Here is a 21,503-nt window from a genome sequence, read left to right on the forward strand (position 1 = left end):
TACCAAAACAGGACGGGGTGAATTGGACCATACTAACCAGTTTTCTTTTTTTTACAGGTGTAGTTGGCCTGTTATCCTGGTATAAATCCCGCAAAAACAGGTTCAGCACACTTAATGGTTTCTTTTTTGCCGATAGGAGCCTGGGGTTTTTACTGGTTGGCGGAGGCCTGCTGTTTACTAATATCAATACCGCCACTATTATAGGCGAAAACGAGCTGGCCTACACGCACAATATGTCTGTAATGGCCTGGGGCATGACATCGGTGCTGGCTATGCTGCTGGTATCGGAGTTTTTGATGCCCATGTATCTTAAGCTGGGTATTTCAACCACTCCCGATTATCTTACCGCCCGTTACGGCGCAGGCATTGGAAAGCTGGTTTCCTGTATATTCCTTGTAAGTTACATTATTAACCTTTTACCATCGGTTTTATATAGTGGTGCGGTTGCTTTCAATGGCCTGTTCCATTTTTCTGATGTTTGGAAAACCGATCACTGGACAACCATCTGGATCCTGATCTGGATAATGGGAACAATCGGCTGTCTGTATTCATTGTTAGGGGGATTGAAGGCGATATCTACCTCAGATACCCTGCTCGGCTTTGGTATATTCGCCGGAGGGCTTTTGTTACCATTTTTGGGTTTACGGTACCTGGGGGAGGGCAATATGATGCAGGGGCTGCATATTTTGCTGAATAACCACCGTGAGCATTTAAACAGCATTGGTACGGCTGCCGATCCAATCCCATTCAGCACCTTATTCACCGGCATGCTGCTTGTAAACCTGTATTACTGGGGTACCGAGCAATATATAGTTCAACAGGTTTTGGCCTCGCGGGATTTAAAAAGCAGCCAGCAGGGTATAGCGGTGGCCTGTTTGGGTAAGCTAATCTCGCCGTTATTGCTAAACTTGCCGGGCCTGATAGCTGTGCATGTTTTTACGCATTTAGATAATACAGCCGAGGTATTCCCGAAACTGGATAGTCTTGTATCGCCGCCTTTTATAGCGGGTTATATCGCGGCCATTGTTTTTGGTGCAGCCCTCACTACTTTTAATGCTGGTCTCAATAGCTCAAGTACATTGTTTATATTAAATATCTATAAACCCTGGACGGAAAAGCGCGGCAGAACAGCCAGTGAAAAGCACCTGATCCGGACGGCGCGACTATTTGAGATAATGATTTGCCTGCTGGCCATGTTCATAGCGCCTTTTATCATTTTTGTTAAAAACGGCTTTTATACCTATGTACAAATGGTGAACGGTTTTTTTAACGTGCCCATTTTTACCATTATGTTTATAGGGCTGGTTACCAAAAGAGTACCAGCCAAGGCAGCAGCAACAGGCCTGGCTTTTTTTATTATAACCTACGCGCTTACACAAACGGTGTTCGATCTGCATATTCATTTCTTGCATATCCTCGCTATACTATTTGTGATAACCTGTGGGCTGATGCTGTTTATCGGTAAGCTTTTTCCTATGGCAGAGCCTTATCAACTGCAGATCAATACCCTGGTTGATATCAAGCCATGGAAAAACCGGCATATCTACAGTTGTATATTATTGCTGATCATGGTATTGATGTTTATTGTGTTTTCTCCACTTGTACTTGCAAAATAAGTTTGAACAGTCAGTAAAATTATCTATTTTTATAAAATAGACCAGAATAGACCAATTATGAATTTTCCATCTTCTTTAATTCACAGGCTTTTGGCGTCCGCGGTAATGCTGTGCATATTTAGCAATTTGCCATCTTTTGCTCAGGACGTAAAATTTACCTCATCCGATAAAAAAATAGAACAGGCATTTGCCTGGGCCAAAGATATGGCTCTGCACTATAAAGGACACCCCGCCGATTCGGCAGGTCCCTGGTATGAATCGGCGCTGCCCCCGCGTGATGCATTCTGTATGCGTGATGTATCCCACCAAAGCATAGGCGGGGAGATACTTGGCTTAAAGCGCGAAAATAACAACATGCTCACGCTATTTGCCCGCAATATATCCGCTTCAAAAAACTGGTGTTCATACTGGGAGATGAATAAGACAGGTAAGCCTGCCCCCGAAGATTACCGGAACGACCGCGAGTTTTGGTATAATCTCCCGGCTAATTTTGATGTGCTATATGCCAGTTGGCGAATGTATTTATGGACGGGTAATAAGTATTATATTAACGATCCGGTATTTACTAATTTCCAGGAAAAAACGGTTAAAGATTATATCAATGCCTGGGTGCTATCGTCAGATTCTTTGTTGAACAGGCCTGCGCATCCTAACGCGCCTGTGCCTTTTAATGAAAGTGATCCGTTCCACCGGTGCCGGGGATTACCTTCCTACTCGGAAGGCGTGCCTAATTTAAAAACCGGTGCCGACCTGGTGGCCGCGCTTTACCGCGGATTATCAACTTACGCGGCCATATTAGCCAGCAAAGGTAAACTGGCCGAAGCGAAAGCCTACGCCCTGAAAGCCGAAAAGTATAGGCACAAATTAGAGGCGGATTGGTGGGATACCAGGGATAATTTGTATTTTACTTATTACGGCAGGGATGGCAAATTTGGCAGGGACGAAGGCGAGACTTTTTTGCTTTGGTTTGATGCCTTGAAGGATACCGCACGCATCAAACAAACGCTATCGCACCTGGCCTCCAAAACCTGGAATGTTGAAAATACATCCTATCTGCCATTAATATTTTACAATAACAACTCCTGGGATAAGGCCCGCGATTACCTGTTGTATCTATCTGATAAAAATACCGGAAGACGGGAATATCCTGAAGTTTCATTTGGTGTAATTGAAGGCATTGTACAGGGCATGATGGGGATAACGCCCAATGCCCGTTCGCAAAGCATTACTACCATTTATAAAACAACCGGTAACGGTGATGCAGCTATCAGTAATTTACCGTTGCTCGGTACGATGATCAATGTTGTTCATCAGGGTACACAACAATCTTCGCTAAACAATATTGGCAAATTACGGATCATTTGGAAAGCAATGTTTTATGGTACTTATAAACAGGCCTATGCTAACGGCAGGCCGGTGCCTGTTAAACATGTAACCGACAATTGGGGGAAATACATATCCTTTGCTGAGGTTACAGTTAAGCCCAGTCAGCATATTAAAATCAGTGTGAAATAATAAAGTCAGTTACATCCATATCTACTATTTAATGAATTTTTGCTCGCGAAAACATTGCTTAATCATACTCGTTTTTCTTGTACAACTGCGTTTAGTTTCGGCGCAGCAATTGGTTCTACCACAACAGAACGACAGGTGGGTTTTACAACCCGACGGCAGTATCACCTGGCACATTAACGGTCGTCTCCCACATGCTGATCATATTGAAATGTCGGGCGAAAAAGTATCGTTATGGATTGCTTATAATGTAGATGCGGAGGGCTTATGCCATCTTTCACGTACAGTGGTTTTCCCAACATTCCGGACGCTTCCTGATGATACCCGTAGCCACATCGCTTATACATTTGATGACAATGCCCTGCCCCGAATGTACGTTGATGATGAACTTTTATGGCCCGATGCTGCAAAAGGCGGAATAAATTTACCGGCAAAAAGTATTAACCAGCATGGTTTTATGCGTATTGCTTACCGATCGGATAGATTGAAACAGGTTAGCATTGAACATAGCCTGTTTCCGTCAACAGATAAACCAATAGCCATTGAAACTTATAGGTTTACTAACATTAGCGATAAACCGGTTTCGGTAGTAATGGAGCACTTAAAGCGCGAAGTAACGACAGATACCCTTAAAAGCAAAGGTGCGCCGCATACCGTTATTATGCAATCGGTAAATGATGGTCGCAATATACTACGGCCTGGTCAATCATACACGTTTGCCATCGACTACCAGGCAACTGATCATCCGCAATCGTTATTGCCTGTAAAGCCTGATCTTGAAGAGGAGGCGCGACAACATCGTATTGACGAAATCCTGGCCCCATTACAATTGAAAACTCCCGATAGTGTTTTGAATGCCATGTTTGCCTTTGCAAAGATTAGGGCAACCGAAAGCATTTTTAAAACCAAGGGCGGTTACATGCATGGCCCGGGCGGGCTATCATATTATGCCGCGATTTGGGCAAACGATCAGGCTGAATATGTTAATCCTTATTTTGCCTTTTCGGGGGATAGGATAGGCAATCTATCGGCTATGAACGCATACCGCTTGTTTGCCGGTTATATGAACCCCGATTATCAGCCCCTGCCAAGCTCTATCGTAGCCGAAGGCGATACGGTCTGGAAGGGCGCCGGCGATAGGGGCGATCAGGCCATGATAGCTTACGGCGCATCCCGCTATGCGCTTACTTTAGGAAATGCGGATTCGGCAAAAAAACTTTGGCCGCTGATATCATGGTGCCTGGAATATAACCGCAGGCAGATGAATCAACAAGGTGTGGTAGAATCACAAAGTGATGAGCTGGAAGGCAGGTTTCCATCGGGTAAAGCCAACTTATCTACCAACGGTTTGTATTACGATGCCCTGATCTCAGCAAGTTTTTTAGCTCAGCAACTACGTCTGCCAAAAAATGAAATAAAACAATACACAAAAAGAGCGGCGGCGCTTAAAGATGCTATTGAAAAATACTTTGGGGCTGATATAGCCGGCTATCATACTTATAAATATTATGAAACCAACACCCTATTGCGCTCCTGGATCTGTGTTCCGTTAACCATGGGTATCTATGACCGCAGCAGGGGTACGATAGATGCCCTGTTTTCGCACGAGCTATGGACAGCCGATGGCCTGTCCACCCAAACCGGCAATGGTACATTTTGGGACCGCTCAACCTTATATGCACTTCGTGGCGTATTACAGGCGGGCGAAACCGAACAGGCTGTAAGGTTTCTCAAGTACTATTCACAGCGGCGACTTTTAGGCGAGCATGTTCCATATGCCGTAGAGGCTTACCCGGAAGGCAACCAACGCCATCTTTCGGCCGAGAGTGGATTGTACTGCCGCATTTTTACCGAAGGTTTGTTTGGGATGAAGCCCACCGGTTTCAAGAGCTTTTATTGCACCCCCCGCTTACCCCATGCCTGGGATCATATGAGCCTGGAGAATATTCATGCATTCGGTACGGTTTTCGATCTGGCGGTAAACAGAAAGGATGCGAGTCACCTGTTAGTTACCATTACACGTAACGACCACAGTTACCGGTACGTGGTTAAAAATGGAGATGCTGTAAAGATATCCGTTTAAGAAAGTGTATTAAAATCCTGGTTTTGATAAGTTTGAACTACCGATTAGTGACAGGATCGGAATGAATTTCAATCTACATCAATAGGCCTGAAGTGCATTTCAAAGTTATGATGATCAGATATCTAAGTTGTTTTAATGGGGATTCATCTTTTATGAAAGCACTATGCAGATTGTCCCACCTCTTGGATTACCGTAAGGTCCAGTCTTATTGAAGGCTTGGCTGCTGAACTGGCCAAAAGCAAGGGTTGTGCGCATGTTTATATTGTTGAACCCACCTGCTGCTTCGAGGACAACCCCAATGTGACCAACGAAAAGTTTCCGGGCAACCCGACTCGCTCTTATCGAATGATCTGACCGCGCCTACAACCAAAATGTTGTCCACCGGCCGCCGGACAAAAAAAGGACAGGATCGGGCCACGCGGTTGCCCGTCATGAAGGAAGACGTGCCGGCTACCGTGAAATTGTACCTGATCGGTGCTATAGAGCAATGGTATATCAAGCCGGATATCAGTGGTGTGGTATTTGTCATGAATGTGCAAAGCACAGATACCGCCCACGCGCTGCTCGGAAGGCCGGGCAGCTCCCGTTAAGCGGGGTTTTAACGATACCCCGAACTTTTATAAACTCCCAAAACTCGTAAAAGCTGATCGGATATCCGGCCATTTTAAGTTCATCGGACGTTTGCCTAAGCATTGTTTATATCGTCTTTTCAAAGGCTCTTTACTGCGATCCCTAACGAATTATTTGTGTTTGAATTTAAGCGGTACGAAAGCCTTATACAGCGTATATTAGCTACCCAGCTATGAAAATATTTTTAACCGCAACCGCGATCCTTTTATCGCACTTCTTCGTTTTAGCACAGGAGGCCGCATTACCCGTTCAGCCGGGCGTATCGCTGTCTCTGGCAAAGTACCGTAAGGCGGCTGTACACAATATAAAGTATAAGGTAGAATTTAAGGTTCCTGAATTGAAGAACGACCCGGTTGACGGGAGTGTTAGTATTAGTTTCAGCCTTTCCGATAATGCCCAGCCGTTGCAGCTCGACTTTAAGCAGCCGGTAAGCCAGGTTATAAAAATGGAGGTCAATGGGCACCCGGCAGCGGTTAACCTGAAACATGAACATATCTTAATTGAGACACCGGCATTAAAAAAAGGGGCTAATGAAATTAAAATTAATTTTATAGCGGGGAATGCTTCGCTCAACCGTAACGATGACTACCTGTATGCGCTTTTTGTTCCGGATCATGCCCGCAGCGTTTTTCCCTGTTTTGATCAGCCCGACCTCAAAGCGATATTCCGATTAAGTCTTCGTGTGCCGGCAGGGTGGAAGGTGCTTGCCAATGGGATATTGAAAGATTCCCTCGCGGAGGGATTTTATAAAATTTATCATTTTATGCCCAGCGATCAATTGCCGACCTACCTGTTTTCGTTTACGGCCGGTCAATATGAGTCGGTTAAGAAACGTATAGATGGCCGGGATATGGAATTCCTCTACCGGGAAACGGATGAAAAGAAAATCAAACTGAGCCTGGACAGCGTTTTTGATTTGCATAGCCGGGCAATCAACTTCCTGGAAAACTGGACGGGGATTAAATATCCGTTTCAAAAGACCGGTTTTGTTGCTATCCCTGATTTCCAGTTCGGCGGCATGGAGCATCCGGGGGAAGTGCAGTATAAGGCCTCAAGCCTTTTTCTGGACGATGCGGCGACGAAGGAACAGCTTATTTCCCGGGTTAACCTGATTTCCCATGAAACCGCTCATATGTGGTTCGGCGATATGGTCACCATGCGCTGGTTCAATGATGTCTGGATGAAAGAGGTATTTGCCAATTTTATGGCAGACAAGGTTACGGAAAAACTGATGGGCGAGGAGACCTTTAACCTTAAATTTGTACAGGATCATTATCCGGCTGCCTACGCGGTAGACCGTACAGCGGGAGCGAACCCTATCCGTCAGCAGCTGGATAATCTCCGGGATGCGGGCTCTATGTATGGCAATATCATCTACCATAAAACGCCCATCATGATGCGCCAGTTGGAACAATTGATGGGGGCGGATAATTTCCAGGCAGGGGTAAGGGAGTATCTGAAAAAATACGCTTACGGGAACGCCAGCTGGCCTGAAATGGTTGCCTGTCTGGGGCATCATACCAGGGCTGATCTCGATGCCTGGAACAATGTCTGGGTCAATGAAACGGGCAGGCCGGTTATCAATGCAGAGGTGCAGTATGCCAGTGACAAGATCAGCAGTTTCTCTGTTTCCCAACATGCAGAGAAGGGGACAAATCGGATCTGGCCGCAGTTATTTGAACTCGCTTTGGTTTATGCGGATCACCAGGAGGTTGTCCCGGTCAATTTAAACACGCAGGTGATCAATCTGAAAAACGCGGTTGGTAAAGCGAAACCGCTTTATATCATTTACAACTCCAACGGGTTGGGCTACGGTTTGTTTCCCGTTAATAAAGATCTCCGGCCAGATCAGCTTTTCGCTTTGAAAAGCCCGGTGCAGCGTGCGGCTATTTACATCAATGCTTATGAGAACATGCTCAATGGAACAGGTTATACGCCAACTGGTCTATTGGAACTTTTTGAGAAAGGCCTTTGCCTGGAGAAAGAGGAAACAAATCTGCGGATGTTAACAGGTTATGTCGCTACCTTGTACTGGGAATTCATTACGCCCGCTAGCCGCAACGCGTGTGCAGAGATCCTGGAGCAACTGTTATGGACGGCCATGGAGCAGCAGCCGGCCGCTAATAACAAAAAGGTCCTGTTTAACGCTTATCAAAATATTTATCAAAGCAAGTCCGCCGCCAAACGGATCTATGAGGTTTGGGAGGATCAGCTTCCGCCGGATGGCGTGAAGCTGACGGAAGAGGACTATACCGGTATGGCTCTTGTCATTGCCCTGAGAAGTGATACCCTTACACAGGTATTGAAACAGCAGGAAGGACGCATAAAGAATGCAGACCGCAAAAAAAGACTGGAGTTTCTGATGCCGGCTTTATCCCCGGATGTTAGTGAGCGTGATGCCTTTTTTAATACTTTAAAAGAACGCAAAAACCGGGCAAAGGAGTCATGGGTATTATCTGCGTTAGGTTACCTTCATCATCCGTTGAGGCAGTCGACCGCCCTAAAATATGTGCCGGAAAGCCTGAACCTGCTGGAAGAGGTCCAGGCGACAGGCGATATTTTCTTTCCGCAGTCGTTCATCAATGCTACGCTCGGAAGTTATCAATCTGCTGAGGTGGCAGGCATGGTGAATGCCTACATCAAAGCACACCCTGACCTGGATCCTAAATTAATGAATAAGTTATTACAGGGGGCTGATCATGTGATGCGGGCGCAAAGCATTGTTTGGTGAGTTGCTGATAAATAGTTCGAATTATGTGATCAGCTTGATGTACACGTTGCCTCCGGACGGCTGGGTACCGATCTGCCGGGCTTGGGGTAACGGGCAGGGCAAAGAGATCAAAAGCTGGCCGGCAGACGATAGTTCGTGAGAGATACTAATGGAACTGAAGAGTCAGGCAACAATAATATATTTAACTTCTGCTGTAAATCAATGTTTTGTATTTTTATTCAATTAGAGGTCACCTAACGGATCACCCATAAATAATCAAATCGCCTGTACTTATTTAAGAAAGATATAGCTATTTTAAAAAAATAAAAACTTGCCAACCTAATATAAAGGAATTCACAGATGGGCTAATCGCTAAAGCTGTTGAAGCTGTGCTGGTTCGACTCCGGTTTAGGGTACGATTTTAGGCAAGTTGTCAATTTTATTGGCAACTTTTTTTATGCAAATCTATTCAAGGGTTAGTTTCTCTTTAAGTTTTAGCTAATAAAATTTATGGTTGACTTTTTGTAAGAGTGATTTTTTTAAGCACATCAACAGCAAAATCAATCTCCTTTTCATCTACAGATGCAAATCCGAAGCGAATTGCATCATAGCTCAAGCCTTGATCTTTGAAATAAGCCTTCCCTGAAAAATGCAATCCTAAAGGGTGTGCTTTATTAATAATGTTGGCAAGCTGATGGTTCTCCTTAAACTTGAGCCAAAGCGCCATACCTCCCTGAGGTTTTGTAAATTCTACCAGGTGGCTCAATTCACAACTGATGAGATCTGCAGCATAATTACACCGGTGGCTGTACAGTTTGTTGGCTTTCATGATAAACCTGGAAAACTCACCACTTTGCATAAGGGAAGCAATTATTTCTTCCATTAATACATCGCCCCTTAAATCGATCAGAGTTTTTAATTTTATAGCGCTGTGTAAAAAATCCGGAGTTGATATGATATAGCCAATTCTAAAATTAGAGCCCAGCACTTTTGTCAGTGACCCTATATATATCACCTGGCCATCATGCGCTCCGCTCGCTAATGGCAAATACGGACTGTATTGATATTGGAAATCGTAATCATAATCGTCTTCAATAACACTCAATTCGTGCTTTTTTATAAGTTCAAGCAGTTTGGTACGACGCGCTGAGCTAAGCGTAACCGTTGTTGGGTGATGATGGTGAGGGATGATATAAAGCAATCTGATATCATGATGCGATATAGCCTCTTCAATTGCATCAACATCAGCGCCATCGTTATCTACGGGAATAGTAATCAGTTGAGCACCTAATTGCCTGAAAATCGCGTCTGCAAAAAAATAACTTGGTGAGGTCACCAAAACCTTATCGCCAGGTTTAATGATCAATGAGCTGGCAATGTAAATCGCCATTTGTGCACCACGGGTAACCATTAAATTTTCGGGTCCGATATTAAGTCCGCGGGTGTCATTCAGGAATAATGTTAAAGCTTCTTTAAAGATCTGACTGCCGTCAATGTTCCAGCTTGTCGAAGCTTTTTTTAGAGTCTCCTGCATAAGCAGTCGCTTGTATTCATTAGCGACGCGCTCAACCGGGAAGATATTGACATCCGGGAAGCCATCATTGATGATAACTTTAAAGTCGGCAGTTGTTTTGGTCAGTGAAGGCACGTGATCCATCGTATCGAATGTGATGGATGATTTGGCGGGGTAATTTGATCTGACCTTATTTCCATAACTGCGCGGTTTCAAAATGGGCAGGGACTCAGATACCCGGTATTCTTTTCTTTCCTCGCTTATGATCCAATCTTCCGTAATGAGCTCGCTATAAGCAGCCATTATGGTTTTTCGATGGAGTCCGAGGTCTATTGCAAGTATGCGTGCACTGGGCAAGGACATTCCGGGCTGTAGTATTCCTTTTTGAATCAAAAGCACCAGTTGCGACGCGATTTGTTTGAATACCGCTTCGGTACTGCTTCTATCGATCTTTAATAACGTTTTATAGGGAAGCATAAGTAAATAAGACAAGGTTTTTCATAGCAATATTAGATCGCGCTGGTCACTCTGAATATAAAAAGCTGGTACCCTAAGTAACGGCCGCGACTGTTTAATTTTGTCTTGCACAAAGATATTACATTCAGAAAAAATCATTTCGCGAATGATTCAATACCAATTTCCAAATGAAAAATTTACTCGTCATTAACGCCAGCCCGAGAGGTGAAAGATCGGTTACCAGGCAGCTTACCAATTTATTTACAATCAGCTGGATGGCAGCTAATCCAGATTATAAGATCGTTCACCGTGAGGTTGGGCAGGCAGCCATACCACATGTTACTGAGCTGTGGATCTCGGCTGCATTCAAACCCGCAGAATTAAGAACGGAGGCCGAGATCAACGAACTAAGGTTTAGTGATCAGTGCGTCGCCGAAATTAAAGCAGCCGATGTAATCGTTCTGGGAACCCCAATGTTCAATTGGTCTATCCCGAGTGCTTTAAAAGCATATTTAGACCAGGTGATCCGGGCCAACGAAACGGTTAAAATGCGACCTGATGATCCCAGAGACCCTTACCTGGGGCTATTAAGCGATAAAAAAGTCTACCTGCTTTTCAGCCGGGGAAACGCGGGTTATGAAAAGGGCGAATATTATGCTCACATGAATTTCCAGGCTGATTACCTCAGAACGGTCTTCAGGATCATGGGCCTTACCGATGTTCAGGAAGTGGCGTTAAATGGAAGCGCGTTCGATAAAACAATATATGAACAATCTACCAAGGCAGTTCATGATCAAATAGCCGAAATGGCTTCAGTTATCTATTAAAACCTTTTTCTCAATGCGTGTATCCGGGATAAACCAGATACACGCAACAATGGTGTATAACATGCAGGCCAGCACGGGGAACCACCTGGCTGTAATTATAGCGATTATATAGATCACTATGGAAAGCTTGCCTTTCCAGTCAGAACCCAATGCCTGCGCAAGTTCCGAGTCCCGGCCTCCATGCGTGGCCAGTGTTCGGGCAAGTATCAGGTAAGAAGCCCCGCACATCAGCAGTAAAAAACCATAAACAGCTACCGGCACCTGTGCAAAATGATTGGCGGCCATCCATTCTGTACCAAAGGGAAGGAGCGATAGCCAGAAAAGTAAGAACAGATTGGCCCATGACACACTGCCATTAACGGAACTGACCAGGTAATGCATGTGATGATGGTTGTTCCAGTAGATACCCACGTAAACAAAGCTCAGGATGTAACTCAGGAAAAAAGGCGCAAGTGGAATAAGCGCGTTCAAATCATGCCCATGAGTGGGTACTTTAAACTCCAATACCATGATTGTGATGATGATTGCGAACACACCATCGCTGAAGGCCTCCATACGTCCTTTTTTCATACTTAACCGATGGCTTTGGCAAAATGGTTGCAGGCCAGGTAATAACCTTTGTTCAGGTATAACCTGTGTGCCGTATGGAGCATATAGCCGCTATCCAAATGAATGCTTTTAATGCCTTCATCAGTAGCGTGGTGGGTAACGTAATCAAGTAATGCTCCGGCGTAGCCCCGGTTCCTGCATTCTGCAAAAGTGAACAGATCATCTACATAGATCATCGGGCCGGTACGCAACAGGTTTAATTTCCGGTAGCTTATAAATGCGCCAGCCTTTGTATTATCCGCGTTCGGAATATACACCAGCTCAAATTCTTCCTGATCAATCATTTGAAAAACCTGATCCACCACTGTTTTCGGGTCCAGATTGGGCCGGAATTCGAGGATCGCTTCTTTACAAAATTCAATATCAGTTTTAGTGATTGCTTTTTTGCATTCCATAATTATTATTGCTTTTAAAATGTGATTCTACTACAGGTCCCTTTTTTGAATATAGCTATCTAGGCTCCATTCATAATGATCAAGGGCCGAGAGTACCAATGCAGCACCCGTAAAAACAAATACCGGGTAATTGAACGGAGCTTTTATGCTTACAAATATGGCCATGCATAAGCCAAAACATAGTGTGAGAACGGCGGCGCCTAAACCAGCTTCTTTGATCCGGTAGCCAACAATTAGCAATATGCCAAATACAAATTCGCCGAGTGTTGCAATAATACCTATTACATTGGCTACCTGTCGATTGGCAAAGGGAATGAGCGTATTTGTATAATCAATAAAGTGTTTCCAGTCTCCCCAGGTAGCACCGGAGCCAGGAGACCCCCAAAAGCCTAATCTGTCTAATACAGGTATCAGAAAGCCGATTCCGAGGGCTAATCGTAACAGGAGTTGGCCTATTGCCGCGGTGTTTTTCATTTGATTTTGAATAAAAATCAAAGTTAACGTGGCAATATTTTAGTCTCAGGTACCAGTTATGGTATTTGAAAGGGGCCAGCTTTAAAGCCCCCGATTATTTATTGCAAACTTTATTTTGGCGAAAAAGGCATCAGGGCCTTTTTCCATATATTAACAGCTTCAGCCATTTCTTTTTCATCCAATGAACTATACCCCATACGTATAAAGTCACGGGGTTTGGAAACATGCGGTTCAAAGAAATAATTACGCCCATCACTCATCCTTAGCCCTAACTTTGCTGCATTCCTGGCAACAGCGCCGGCACTTATGCCATCCCTATAAGAAGCCCATATGGCCAGTCCGCCATTCGGCTTATCAAATGTTAAGTATTCTCCCAGGTGCTCTGAAAGTAGCCGGCAGGTATTTTCCAGTCGTTTCTGGTAAATTTTATGAGATCTTTTAATGTGCCGGGAAATATCGCCGGCTATCAGCAGTTCGGCCGTGGCTTCTTCAAGCAACTGCTCGCCCTGCCGGTCAATCAGGCGGCGGATAGCAGCAGCTTCATTTATAACAGCTTCCGGCGCAACCATGAAACCAATGCGAATACCCGGGGCAATGCTTTTGCAGAATGAGCCTACATATATAATATGTCCACCCGGATCTACACTGGCCAAAGGAAACAGTGGGTCACTGGCAAAGTGGTAATCAAAATCATAATCATCTTCCAATAACGCAAACCCGTATTTCGAAGCCAGATTCATGAGCCGCATGCGCCGCTCCGCACTCAGGGTTACGGTAGTTGGCCTGTGATGGTGCGGAATAATATAGATTAGCCTGGGTACTTTTTGTTTACACAATTCTTCGATCCGGTCTATATCCATGCCTTCCTTATCAACAGGTATAAATACCAGGTTGGCGCCTGCGAGTTTAAAGGTTTGGTTCGCGTCAAAATATCCCGGTTCCGGTACAAATACCGTGTCGCCGGGATTGATAAGCAACTGGCTTGCTAAATAGATGGCCATCTGTGTCCCTTTGGTTATCAGAATCTCTTTTTCCGTTACCTGCAATCCCCTGGTGCGGTCTAAATATTTAGCCAGTTCAACTCGCAGGCGAAAGGAGCCGTACTCCGGGCCATACATCAAAAATTTATTGGCAAAACGTCCTTTTCCCAGTCGCCGGTACTCTCTCACCAGCTCCTCAATGGGCGCTATCCTTGGGTCAGGAAAGCCGTCGTCAAATTTATACTGTGGCTTCCCGGTTCCAGGCAGGCTGAGTTTTCCGTCCTGGTCATCTACCGTAGCATAGTTAAATGGTTGCCTGGTCATCAATGAATAACCAGGCTCCCTGGTGCGTGCCAATTTTTCATTGTCTTTGGAAACCTTGCGCACAGCTATTTCCGGTAGCTGGCTGGAAACATAAACACCGCTTCTGTCCTTTGTTTCTACCCAGCCCTGTGCATTTAGTTCCTCGTAGGTAGCTACCACTGTTTTCCGGTTGAATCCAAGACGCTCCGCAAGTACACGGGAGGAGGGAAGAGCCTGTCCCGGCTTCAGAATGCCGCGGCAAATCAGTTGAATAATTTCCGACTCCAATTGCTGGTATAAAGAACCTCGCTGGCCGTCTTTATGGAAAGTGATTTCAAGTAATTTCTCTATCATAACTGGACCCTTATCTATTTTGATTTTGGCCCACTAAGGTAACCAAATTGACATCTAATTTTGTACCAACATTAGCAAATTTTAACACATGAACACTGAAATCACGACCAATCCGGTCATTGAAACCATTTTAAGCCGGAGCGCAGCTAAATACTACGATACTACGGCTATCCTGAGTGATGATGAGATCCGCGAACTGGTGCAAATTGGCACTACCGCGCCAACATCATTTCATTTACAAAACTGGCGCTTTATTGCCGTGCGTACCGCCGAAGCCAAGGCCAGGCTACGGCCAATTGCCTGGAACCAGCCTGCTATTACCGATGCAGCCGTTACTTTTATTGTGATTGGCCAGTTGGTTGATACCAGCGTAATCCCAAGCCGCCTTGCACCATTGGTAGCCGCCGGCGTTATGCCCGAAAGCATGGTGCCCGAATGGGAAATCCCGGCGCGCGATCTTTATATGCCTTATCCGCAGCGCAGGCGCGATGAAGCAATACGTACCGCCACCTTCGGCGCGGCAGCTATTATATATGCTGCTCGCGCACTCGGTTACGGTTCTACACCAATGATCGGGTTTGATTTTGACGCCGTAGCCAGCGAGTTTGGATTGGCTGAGGACGAAATACCGGTGATGTTATTATCCGTTGGCCCTGAGCGTGCCGGTAACTGGAAGCAAAAGCCCCGCCGCCCACTTGAAGAAGTGCTTGACTTAGTTTAATTGTTATTTAAGAACTGTAAATAAAGACCCTACAATGCCCAGAATTGAAGCGCTTAAGCCGGAGCAGGTACCGGCAGATTCAAAACCAACGCTTGACGCGTTTACAAAAAACATTGGGTTTACGCCCAATATGATGGCTACTTTTGCCGCAAGCCCCGTTGCATTCAACGCATGGGCTGCACTATTCAGCGTCATGACCAAGGCGCTTGATGTAAAGACACGCGATAGCATTGGCCTCGCCGTATCTGAAGTGAATGGCTGTAATTACTGCCTCACTGTTCATAGCTATACCGCTAAACATATGGCCAAATTGGAGGCCGATGAAATAATTCTTGCCAGAAAAGGCCACGCTACAGACCCGAAGCGCGATGCTGCTGTTCAGTTTGCAAAAAAACTGATTGAAGCCCGCGGCAAAGTTAGCGATGCTGATCTGGCAGCCGTACGGGGCGCCGGCTACACCGATGCCAATATCCTGGAGATAGCTGGCCTGGTGGCTATGTATTCGCTGACAAATTTTATTAATAACGTTTCGGATCCTGAGAAAGACTTCCCATCGGTGACGCCTGCCGGATCGATCTGATCCTTGGATTAGAAATCTCAAGGGAAAGCCCAAATTTGACTTCCCGAAAACAAGACTGCCGGTATAAAATAATCCGGCAGTCTTGTTCCGGATGCTTGAAGATAACTATCAACCCTAAATCTTATAAAATAGAAATAGTAACTTATTGTAACACCACTTTATTGGTGTGGTGTTTATTGATCAACAAAAAAGAGTTGTATTATGAAAGCAATTGTTGTAACAGATGAAAATGCAGGATTAGCGGGCATGAAACTCGTAGAGTTGCCCGAACCGTCGGCTGCGATCAATGATGTCATTGTTCAGGTTTATTCGGCCAGTATTACCGGCGACGAACTGTCTTGGCCATCTACCTGGACAGATCGTACGGGCGGGGACAGGACACCATCGATTCCCGGACACGAGTTGGCCGGAGTAGTAACAGCGCTGGGCTATGGCACCACAGGGCTGTCTGTAGGTCAGCGGGTATTTGGCCTTCAGGACTGGTATCGCAATGGTTCCCTGGCAGAATACGTGGCCATTGAGGCGCGCAATCTTGCACCGCTACCGGACGATATTGATTTCAACGACGGCAATGTGCTCGTGATGCCAGGTTTGACAGCATGGCAGGCACTTTTTGATCATGGGCAACTACAAGCAGGCCAGCGGGTTCTTATTCATGGAGCTGCAGGTATCGTCGGCTCTATGGCCGTTCAGTTTGCGCGAGAGGCCGGCGCGTACGTTATTGGTACCGGGAGGGCAGCTCATCGGGAAGCTGCACTCGAATTTGGTGTAAACGAGTTCATCGATTTGGATGGTAATGAACTGGAAAATATTGATAAGGTCGATTTGGCATTTGATGTCCTTGGTGGCGATGTTGCGAAGCGTTCCCTTGGTGTAATTCGGAAGGGGGGAAGATTTGTATCTATTACCGGTTGGAACGAGGAACAAGCTGACGGAGTACAGAATATCGACTTCGTAGTTGAAGCTGATCGATCCCAATTGACTGAGATTGCAAACAGATTCCGTGAGGGACGTTTAAAGACAAACAGCGGGAGTATTGTAACGCTCGACAACGCGATTGCCGCCTACAATTCGAGCGACCGGCCTAAAGGTAAAACGATTGTTCGCGTTCGTGCATAAGGATTGGGTAGGTAAATATTAAAATACTTCAAATCATAGAGATGTTTGCTGTCTCTATGATTTTCTTCAATTTTTTTAGATGCTACATGAGAAATTTTACTCCAATTACCCGGAAATCAGGAAGAGAAGCTGGTGGTCAATATAAATTCAATGACCTAAGAAATACCGTTGCCTCGCAGGTAGAAACATTCTTAAATGAGAATCGTGATAATCTTTGTAGAATTGATTTTGTTATTGACGCGTCCAAAACCATGTCTGGCCATTCATTATTAAGTTTTTCTTATTCAACCGGGAAGACAGTAAGTGCAGGAAATGTCCCGGATTATGAAATTTATTTTACGAAGGATTTTCTTGACGCCGGAACTTTTGCATTATCTGAACAATTGGGCTTGTTCAGATCTCAATTACCAATAATATTTATAGTTAATCAAGAATTTAAATGGCGAATTAATGAAATTTTTGAAAGTATTAATACTGCGGCTACCAAAGCCGACTTATACCAAAATGAATTGATCAGAATTCATATTCGCGAACTCATCCTTTTCACCCGCCGGCTTATATTGATTAACATTAATCAACTTAATCTGCCGGTATGCTCAAATTAAGTCAAAAATGTATAAGGCTGAGATCCGGTTCGATCAAAATCGGCATTGATATTTCACAATGGCCTCACTCATCAAATAGAGCAGCAAATCGTCTAAGGTCTCCGATGAATTGGTTCGTCTGGCCGACTGGTTTGAGTACTATTTTAGGCAAGTTGTCAACTTTGTTGACAACTTTTTTTATGGAAGTTTGCGCAACGATGGAAACACTATATTCCTGTTATCGCCATTATTCGCTTTTTGAAGTATCACAAAACTGGCTACCAACCTTTTTGCAGCCATATCGAATATGATTAATAGATGCCTTTAATCTTAAAACTTGATTCTTGGATAAAAAGATGTACCAGTCCAGGGACATAGCGCTTGATCGTTTCCACTCATTGGGCTTTTTCTATTGACTTTTTTATTTAACAAGGAGGGTGGGTTTTGCACACAAAGCCGGGCCACAAACGATCATACTGCTTTAAAAAATATTTTTCGGAGCCACAAGATATCTAGCGGTATTTTGTTCAAGAGATCAATTAGGAATGTTTTTATTACATTTCAAATGTGATCCAATAGCCGAGCTGGTGCTTCAATATGATTTAATGCAACTTTGACGTCGTTTCTATAACAAAGAAAAAGTTTATTTGTATATATTTATAATGTTGTTATGTTTGTACAAATTTTTTTCTCTATTGTTCCCTGCGGCTGGGCCTTACTTGGCCGGCAGGGTGATGAAGCATCGCTCCTTATGGATTGAAGGCAAAAGCTCATTATACTGAGGCCCCGGGTTGTAGCGGACTATTGATAAAAGGCTTTTTTGATTGGAATGTTGTGCTAAACAGTACCCCAAAAGGTACGGGCGAGTTCAAGAGGGGCGAGGGCTTTGTACAAGGCGATGACGACGCTTAGGGATTGGGCAAAGTAAAATAAGCGGCTTTATCTTAGTTGTTTTGAATGATAATGATGGGAAGGCGAAGCCAGCGGTAATTTAATTCAGGTATATCTTTGAAATTAGCACCGGGTTAAATGAGACTGCTTTTTTGCCTGACATAAAAAGTTTGGAATATAACGCCAAGTTTTTACATTTATAAGCGCATACAACGGGCAACATGATGTGCGCCTATAGTCCGGTTATAAACTTATTTATTCAAAATATACATTGCCGATATATTCATCGGTAAAAGAGAAACGGTAATTAATGCTTTTTATCTACCTGTTTATTGCAGGATTGATAAAAGGTTTTATCAAATTCAGTTAGCGAGAATGGCGGCACCCCAACATACAGATAACCGGCTTTTGGCTCTTATCGCCAGGGGAGACCGTCATGCTTTTGCAGTACTTTATCGCAGGTACCTGAACAATCTTTACCGCTATGTTTATAGTATATGCTATAATAAAGAAGAAGCCGAAGAGATAGTTCAGGAGCTTTTTGTAAAACTATGGGAAAACAGGGCTTCGCTTGAACAGGTTATCTCCTTTAAAGCTTATGCGTTCCGCGCTGCCAAAAACCTGCTTCTTAATCATATCCGTAAAGCCCGGACTGAAAGCAGCGCTATAGATCAGTTGCAGCAGGCACCGACGGCTTATACGGAGAACCTGGCCGAGGGCAAACTGTTTTACAGCGAGCATTACCGGATGGCCCAGCATGCAATTGAACTCTTGCCTGATAAAAGAAAACAAATTTTCCGGATGCGGCTGACCGATGAATTATCGCTCGATGAAATAGCGGAAAAACTTTCAATTTCCAAATCGGTGGTCAAAAAACAACTGTATTTAGGCATAGCCTTTGTCCGGAAATATCTCCTCGATCACGGCCAGATCGTTATTCTTTTTATCATAAACAGATACCTGGGCCGCTAAAAAATCAATATGAGGGGGCCTTTTATAAATCCTGTGTGTCTTTAGCAACAAACGGCTTTTACCAAGCCCTGGATATCAACCAAACATGTTGAATATCCATTGTAAATTTCGGTTATTGTGCCGGATCATTAACAAATAAAAGCTTCTTGCGAGGGAGACTTTTTTTTATTGAACCGTTTCAGACCGGATTTGAGTACGCCAAATTATTGTCAAACTATGCATTTTAAAGTAATTTTAATGTTTTTCGTTGCTGTGCTGTCGCTCACATGTGCGGCGCAAACCAGGCTGGTCATGAACCTCAAAGCCGGCAAGCCGCAGGTGCTTGTTGTTTACGGAACAAGCCTTTCCGCCGGCACAGGTGGTGTTGCCTGGGTTGATTCGGTGAACTGTTATTTCAATAATAAATATGATGGAAAACTTCGGGTAATTAACTCAGGCAAGAGTGCGATGTGGTCCGCATGGGGAGTACAGCATCTCGAAGATAGCGTGGTAAATAAACAACCGGATGCCGTGTTAATGGAGTTTAGCATGAACGATGCTTTTTTATCCTACCATACCAGCGTTGAACTGGCTGAGCTGAATTTGAATTATATCATCGACCGGCTTAAAATTGCCAACCCTAAATGCGAAGTGATTTTGCAGGTGATGAATATCCCAATCAGGGAGCATGCAAAAGCAAGGCCCGACCTCAACGCGTATTACGCTATGTACCGGCGTGTAGCCAGCAAAAGAAAGCTTTTGCTCATTGATCATTTTGAGGATTGGAATAATATACTGAAGGCCGGCGAACAGGAGTATCTGAAATATGTACCGGACGGCATTCATCCCGATGTTGGATCTGCCCGTAAAATCATAGCTCCGCTGGTTATAAAAAAACTAGAAAGCGGTCATTGATCAATTTATTTTTATACCGAGGGGTTCTTTGCCCTGATTGAAGGGTCTTAGGTGTATATGAGCAAATCTATACCTGAGCAATTTTTCGAAAAATTAAAAAAGCAGCAGCTGACGGAACACGATCACCTCGAATTGACCGGGTGGCTTCGTACGGCGCCGGAAGAGGAGGTGGAAGCCGTTCTGAAAGAATTTAGCTGGTATTTTCAGGATCGGCCCGATGAGCTTTATCCGGAAGATGGCCCGCTTGCCCGTTTGATAGAAAAACGACTTGATGGCCTGGAAGGTTCGGAATATCCGGTAACGTTTTCAAAAAGCAAATCCCGCATTTTGCTTATCAGAGCTGTTTCTATAGCCGCATCCCTGCTTTTAGTTGGCTTTTCATATTTCTTTTTTAAACACAGCAACCAGGAAAATATAGTTTCCAAAACAAAAGTTGCCGCTAAAATTGTACCCGGCGGCAATAAAGCGATGCTGACACTGGCAGATGGTTCTGTTATTATGCTCGACTCGGCAAAAAACGGAATCCTTGCCAGTCAGAACAATGTTCATATCTATAAAAAGCAAGGCGGACAGTTAGTTTACGATGCGTCAAATACCACAGCCGGTGCAGGCAGCGCACCTGCTTACAATATCATTTCAACCCCGCGTGGCGGCCAGTACCAGGTTACCTTGCCCGATGGCAGCAAGGTATGGCTTAATGCTGAATCGTCATTGAAATTCCCGGCGCATTTCGCAGGTAATAACCGCGAGGTGCAACTTAGCGGCGAAGGCTATTTTGAGGTAGCTAAGGATAAGAAGCACCCATTTCGGGTTAGTGTGAATCATATGAATGTAGAAGTATTGGGTACCCACTTCAATGTCATGGGATACCGGGATGAATCGGCTACGCAAACCACTTTATTGGAAGGCGCTGTTAAGGTAGTCAATGGTACTGACCAGCAAATGATAGTGCCCGGAGAGCAGGCCAGCGTATCCACCGGAATCAAAGTGGCCAAAGTGAGGGTAGATGAGGTGGTTGAATGGAAAAACGGCAACTTCAATTTTTCGCACGAGGACATCAACGCGATCATGCGCAAAATAGCACGCTGGTACGATGTCGGCATCGAATATCAGGGGAAAACAACTACCGTAAATTTTGTGGGCACCATACCGCGCGCAAGCGAAATAAGCGAAGTGCTTAATTATTTACAATTAACCGGATTAGTTCACTTTAAAATAAAAGACAGGAGGATTATAGTTATGCAATAAGTTTTACCTACAGCTATTTTCCTAAATATCCG

The 21,503-nt window shown here is 44.6% G+C and carries 18 protein-coding genes and 1 pseudogene; 14 read left to right on the forward strand and 5 right to left on the reverse strand.

Annotation, left to right across the window (positions count from 1 at the left end; all coding sequences use genetic code 11):
- Positions 1-17: 17 nt before the first annotated feature.
- The 6 genes and pseudogenes from FHW88_RS27170 to FHW88_RS27195 all read left to right on the forward strand — a co-directional run bounded on the left by FHW88_RS27170 (position 18) and on the right by FHW88_RS27195 (position 8,572).
- On the forward strand, positions 18-1,616 hold the full coding sequence (locus FHW88_RS27170; protein WP_176628699.1) for a solute:sodium symporter family transporter: 1,599 nt from the start codon (positions 18-20) through the stop codon (positions 1,614-1,616).
- A 57-nt stretch (positions 1,617-1,673) separates the two neighbouring features.
- Entirely contained in the window at positions 1,674-3,131 is a 1,458-nt protein-coding gene (locus FHW88_RS27175; RefSeq protein ID WP_176628700.1) for a hypothetical protein, read from the forward strand.
- A 31-nt stretch (positions 3,132-3,162) separates the two neighbouring features.
- Complete coding sequence (locus FHW88_RS27180) at positions 3,163-5,211, forward strand: hypothetical protein (protein ID WP_176628701.1); 2,049 nt, start codon at positions 3,163-3,165, stop codon at positions 5,209-5,211.
- Between the two features lie 216 nt (positions 5,212-5,427).
- A pseudogene (locus FHW88_RS27185) lies at positions 5,428-5,556 on the forward strand (NAD(+)--rifampin ADP-ribosyltransferase); the annotation flags it as partial.
- Positions 5,557-5,642: 86 nt separating this feature from the next.
- Entirely contained in the window at positions 5,643-5,801 is a 159-nt protein-coding gene (locus FHW88_RS27190; protein ID WP_176628702.1) for a hypothetical protein, read from the forward strand.
- Positions 5,802-6,013: 212 nt separating this feature from the next.
- Positions 6,014-8,572, forward strand: coding sequence for a M1 family aminopeptidase (locus tag FHW88_RS27195; RefSeq protein ID WP_176628703.1), 2,559 nt, complete (start codon positions 6,014-6,016; stop codon positions 8,570-8,572).
- A 487-nt stretch (positions 8,573-9,059) separates the two neighbouring features.
- On the opposite strand, the gene FHW88_RS27200 is transcribed toward FHW88_RS27195, so the two are convergent.
- The gene (locus FHW88_RS27200; RefSeq protein ID WP_176628704.1) at positions 9,060-10,541 is read right to left on the reverse strand and encodes a PLP-dependent aminotransferase family protein; all 1,482 of its coding nucleotides are present in this window, start codon (positions 10,539-10,541) and stop codon (positions 9,060-9,062) included.
- A 167-nt stretch (positions 10,542-10,708) separates the two neighbouring features.
- On the opposite strand from FHW88_RS27200, the gene FHW88_RS27205 reads away from it, so the two are divergent.
- Positions 10,709-11,347, forward strand: a complete 639-nt coding sequence (locus tag FHW88_RS27205; RefSeq protein WP_176628705.1) for an FMN-dependent NADH-azoreductase — start codon at positions 10,709-10,711, stop codon at positions 11,345-11,347.
- Here the strand turns inward: FHW88_RS27205 and FHW88_RS27210 are convergent.
- The 4 genes from FHW88_RS27210 to FHW88_RS27225 all read right to left on the reverse strand — a co-directional run bounded on the left by FHW88_RS27210 (position 11,333) and on the right by FHW88_RS27225 (position 14,462).
- A complete protein-coding gene (locus tag FHW88_RS27210) occupies positions 11,333-11,917 on the reverse strand; it encodes a TMEM175 family protein (RefSeq protein ID WP_176628706.1) in 585 nt (194 codons plus the stop codon). The two genes, FHW88_RS27205 and FHW88_RS27210, sit on opposite strands and share 15 nt — an antisense overlap.
- 2 nt (positions 11,918-11,919) lie before the next feature.
- A complete protein-coding gene (locus tag FHW88_RS27215) occupies positions 11,920-12,351 on the reverse strand; it encodes a GNAT family N-acetyltransferase (RefSeq protein WP_176628707.1) in 432 nt (143 codons plus the stop codon).
- 30 nt (positions 12,352-12,381) lie between these two features.
- The gene (locus FHW88_RS27220) at positions 12,382-12,825 is read right to left on the reverse strand and encodes a DoxX family membrane protein (protein WP_176628708.1); all 444 of its coding nucleotides are present in this window, start codon (positions 12,823-12,825) and stop codon (positions 12,382-12,384) included.
- Positions 12,826-12,935: 110 nt separating this feature from the next.
- Positions 12,936-14,462, reverse strand: a complete 1,527-nt coding sequence (locus FHW88_RS27225; protein ID WP_176628709.1) for a PLP-dependent aminotransferase family protein — start codon at positions 14,460-14,462, stop codon at positions 12,936-12,938.
- 88 nt (positions 14,463-14,550) lie between these two features.
- On the opposite strand from FHW88_RS27225, the gene FHW88_RS27230 reads away from it, so the two are divergent.
- The 7 genes from FHW88_RS27230 (at position 14,551) to FHW88_RS27260 (ending at position 21,471) form a co-directional block, all read left to right on the forward strand.
- On the forward strand, positions 14,551-15,183 hold the full coding sequence (locus tag FHW88_RS27230; RefSeq protein ID WP_176628710.1) for a nitroreductase family protein: 633 nt from the start codon (positions 14,551-14,553) through the stop codon (positions 15,181-15,183).
- 34 nt (positions 15,184-15,217) lie between these two features.
- Positions 15,218-15,763: a carboxymuconolactone decarboxylase family protein gene (locus FHW88_RS27235; RefSeq protein WP_176628711.1), complete on the forward strand. Its 546-nt coding sequence runs from the start codon at positions 15,218-15,220 to the stop codon at positions 15,761-15,763.
- Between the two features lie 201 nt (positions 15,764-15,964).
- Complete coding sequence (locus FHW88_RS27240) at positions 15,965-16,882, forward strand: NADP-dependent oxidoreductase (protein WP_176628712.1); 918 nt, start codon at positions 15,965-15,967, stop codon at positions 16,880-16,882.
- Between the two features lie 86 nt (positions 16,883-16,968).
- Positions 16,969-17,487, forward strand: coding sequence for a hypothetical protein (locus tag FHW88_RS27245; protein ID WP_176628713.1), 519 nt, complete (start codon positions 16,969-16,971; stop codon positions 17,485-17,487).
- 1,245 nt (positions 17,488-18,732) lie between these two features.
- A complete protein-coding gene (locus FHW88_RS27250) occupies positions 18,733-19,329 on the forward strand; it encodes an RNA polymerase sigma factor (protein ID WP_176628714.1) in 597 nt (198 codons plus the stop codon).
- 216 nt (positions 19,330-19,545) lie between these two features.
- Positions 19,546-20,223 carry an SGNH/GDSL hydrolase family protein gene (locus tag FHW88_RS27255; protein ID WP_176628715.1) on the forward strand — a complete coding sequence of 226 codons (678 nt, stop codon included), beginning with the start codon at positions 19,546-19,548 and terminating at the stop codon, positions 20,221-20,223.
- A gap of 57 nt (positions 20,224-20,280) precedes the next feature.
- Positions 20,281-21,471, forward strand: a complete 1,191-nt coding sequence (locus tag FHW88_RS27260; protein WP_176628716.1) for a FecR family protein — start codon at positions 20,281-20,283, stop codon at positions 21,469-21,471.
- The last annotated feature ends 32 nt before the right edge of the window (positions 21,472-21,503 follow it).

The sequence above is a fragment of the Mucilaginibacter sp. SG538B genome, from assembly GCF_013376065.1.
GTDB lineage: Bacteria > Bacteroidota > Bacteroidia > Sphingobacteriales > Sphingobacteriaceae > Mucilaginibacter > Mucilaginibacter rubeus.

Bases quoted from the DNA above. Each gene is read 5' to 3' on its own strand.
- FHW88_RS27175 (WP_176628700.1), top strand. From the start codon at position 1,674: ATGAATTTTCCATCTTCTTTAATTCACAGGCTTTTGGCGTCCGCGGTA.
- FHW88_RS27180 (WP_176628701.1), top strand. From the start codon at position 3,163: ATGAATTTTTGCTCGCGAAAACATTGCTTAATCATACTCGTTTTTCTT.
- FHW88_RS27190 (WP_176628702.1), top strand. From the start codon at position 5,643: ATGAAGGAAGACGTGCCGGCTACCGTGAAATTGTACCTGATCGGTGCT.
- FHW88_RS27195 (WP_176628703.1), top strand. From the start codon at position 6,014: ATGAAAATATTTTTAACCGCAACCGCGATCCTTTTATCGCACTTCTTC.
- FHW88_RS27200 (WP_176628704.1), bottom strand. From the start codon at position 10,541: ATGCTTCCCTATAAAACGTTATTAAAGATCGATAGAAGCAGTACCGAA.
- FHW88_RS27205 (WP_176628705.1), top strand. From the start codon at position 10,709: ATGAAAAATTTACTCGTCATTAACGCCAGCCCGAGAGGTGAAAGATCG.
- FHW88_RS27210 (WP_176628706.1), bottom strand. From the start codon at position 11,917: ATGAAAAAAGGACGTATGGAGGCCTTCAGCGATGGTGTGTTCGCAATC.
- FHW88_RS27215 (WP_176628707.1), bottom strand. From the start codon at position 12,351: ATGGAATGCAAAAAAGCAATCACTAAAACTGATATTGAATTTTGTAAA.
- FHW88_RS27220 (WP_176628708.1), bottom strand. From the start codon at position 12,825: ATGAAAAACACCGCGGCAATAGGCCAACTCCTGTTACGATTAGCCCTC.
- FHW88_RS27225 (WP_176628709.1), bottom strand. From the start codon at position 14,462: ATGATAGAGAAATTACTTGAAATCACTTTCCATAAAGACGGCCAGCGA.
- FHW88_RS27230 (WP_176628710.1), top strand. From the start codon at position 14,551: ATGAACACTGAAATCACGACCAATCCGGTCATTGAAACCATTTTAAGC.
- FHW88_RS27235 (WP_176628711.1), top strand. From the start codon at position 15,218: ATGCCCAGAATTGAAGCGCTTAAGCCGGAGCAGGTACCGGCAGATTCA.
- FHW88_RS27240 (WP_176628712.1), top strand. From the start codon at position 15,965: ATGAAAGCAATTGTTGTAACAGATGAAAATGCAGGATTAGCGGGCATG.
- FHW88_RS27245 (WP_176628713.1), top strand. From the start codon at position 16,969: ATGAGAAATTTTACTCCAATTACCCGGAAATCAGGAAGAGAAGCTGGT.
- FHW88_RS27250 (WP_176628714.1), top strand. From the start codon at position 18,733: ATGGCGGCACCCCAACATACAGATAACCGGCTTTTGGCTCTTATCGCC.
- FHW88_RS27255 (WP_176628715.1), top strand. From the start codon at position 19,546: ATGCATTTTAAAGTAATTTTAATGTTTTTCGTTGCTGTGCTGTCGCTC.
- FHW88_RS27260 (WP_176628716.1), top strand. From the start codon at position 20,281: ATGAGCAAATCTATACCTGAGCAATTTTTCGAAAAATTAAAAAAGCAG.